Here is a 1,527-nt window from a genome sequence, read left to right as displayed (position 1 = left end):
GAGCATCGTAACCTGATTCACAAGATTGGCGTGACGGGAGGCGATGTAAAAAAGCGGATTGCCAATGCAAAGCATGATGCGACCTATCTTCTGGCTGATGTGGAGGTTGTGGCGACTTACAAGCTCTTCAACATCAATCGTACGAAGCTGGAGAAGATCTTTCATAGGGTTCTGGCTTCAGCACAGATTGATCTGACGATTCAGGATCGGTTCAGGCATCCAGTGCAGCCCAAAGAATGGTTTCTGGTGCCGTTAGATATTGTGTCTCAATTAGTTAGAAAAATATCTAGCGGGAATATTGATAATTTAATTTATGATCCAAAGACGGTTGATTTGGTAGAGGTATAATATAGTGGAAAATAATATAGATATCGCTGAACAATTTGAAAAACATTTGAATAGTCCAAAGCAAACATGGCTTCTTGGGGCTGGTATTAGTTTTATGTCAAACATACCTTTAATGTATAGATTGACAGAAAGAGTAATGTACCTTGCTCGTAACGAGATTTTTCCTAAAGATTCTGTGGCGCTACATGTTTTAGGATTCATCGTAAACGATTGCGGGGAAAACTCTCATATCGAACATCATCTCACTTATCTGGGTGATTTGATCTCAATTGCGGAACGTTCGTGCACCGGCGGCATAACGATTGGCGACAAGCATGTTGCAAAAGATAAATTAATTGAGGTGCACAAAGGATTGATTAAAAAGATCGCATACACCGTTCGTTGGGGTTTCAGAGCAGCCAAAAAAAATGAAGAAGATAAGATTATAGAAAAGGAAGAAATTGGAACTGAAGGGCATTCGATCGTCGATATTGCTGCTCATCAGAAATTTATTGAAGTAGTTTTCGGTAATAATCGGGCAGGTCTAGACTTTGTCCGAACACCGGTTGAGTTTTTCACGACGAATTATGACACTCTGATTGAAGATGCCTTAGCTCTCACCGGTATTGAATTTCAAGATGGGTTTATAGGCGGTGGAGTTGGCTTCTGGAATATGTCAAATTATAAGGCAAATTCTGGGACGCGTGCTATCGTGTCTAAGCTCCACGGTTCGATTGATTGGTATAGACCACTTTCAGGCAATCTAAACCTCTTACGCATCCGTTACGGGGACACTTATCCCAGCCATGGGGGAACCGTGATGATCTACCCTCAGGCAACGAAATATCTCAACACTCAGCGTGACCCTTTTGCCGAAATTTTTCAACGTTTCCGGCAACGCCTATCACAAGGATCGGATCACGTATTGCTTATCTGCGGTTATTCATTTGGCGATGAACATATTAATGCTGAAATTGAGATCGCAATGTCATCGAATAAAAGTCAACTTACCCTTGTCGCATTCGCCAATGAACCCAATGACATTCTGCCAGATACTTTAAGTGTTTGGTTGTCAGAACCATGGGGACAAAGGGTTTTTATTGCGAGTTCGAAAGGTATTTATCAAGGATCTATTGGCCCAGTGTTTCCTTCCCCCGATGGGGGTAAAAGAGACTGGTGGACTTTTAATGGCGCTACTAA

At 42.0% G+C, this 1,527-nt stretch carries 2 protein-coding genes; both read left to right on the top strand.

Annotated elements, in window-relative coordinates:
• Positions 1 to 348 (top strand): GIY-YIG nuclease family protein (locus tag AC1RQ9_RS18835; protein ID WP_485988115.1); only part of this gene is annotated, 348 nt, incomplete at its 5' end.
• 4 nt (positions 349 to 352) lie between these two features.
• A partial coding sequence (locus AC1RQ9_RS18830; RefSeq protein WP_485988113.1) for an SIR2 family protein occupies positions 353 to 1,527 on the top strand: 1,175 nt, incomplete at its 3' end.

Source organism: Komagataeibacter ossonobensis (assembly GCF_057359305.1).
The sequence above is the reverse complement of the archived record's forward strand: the minus strand, read 5'-3'. Positions and strand labels throughout refer to the sequence as shown.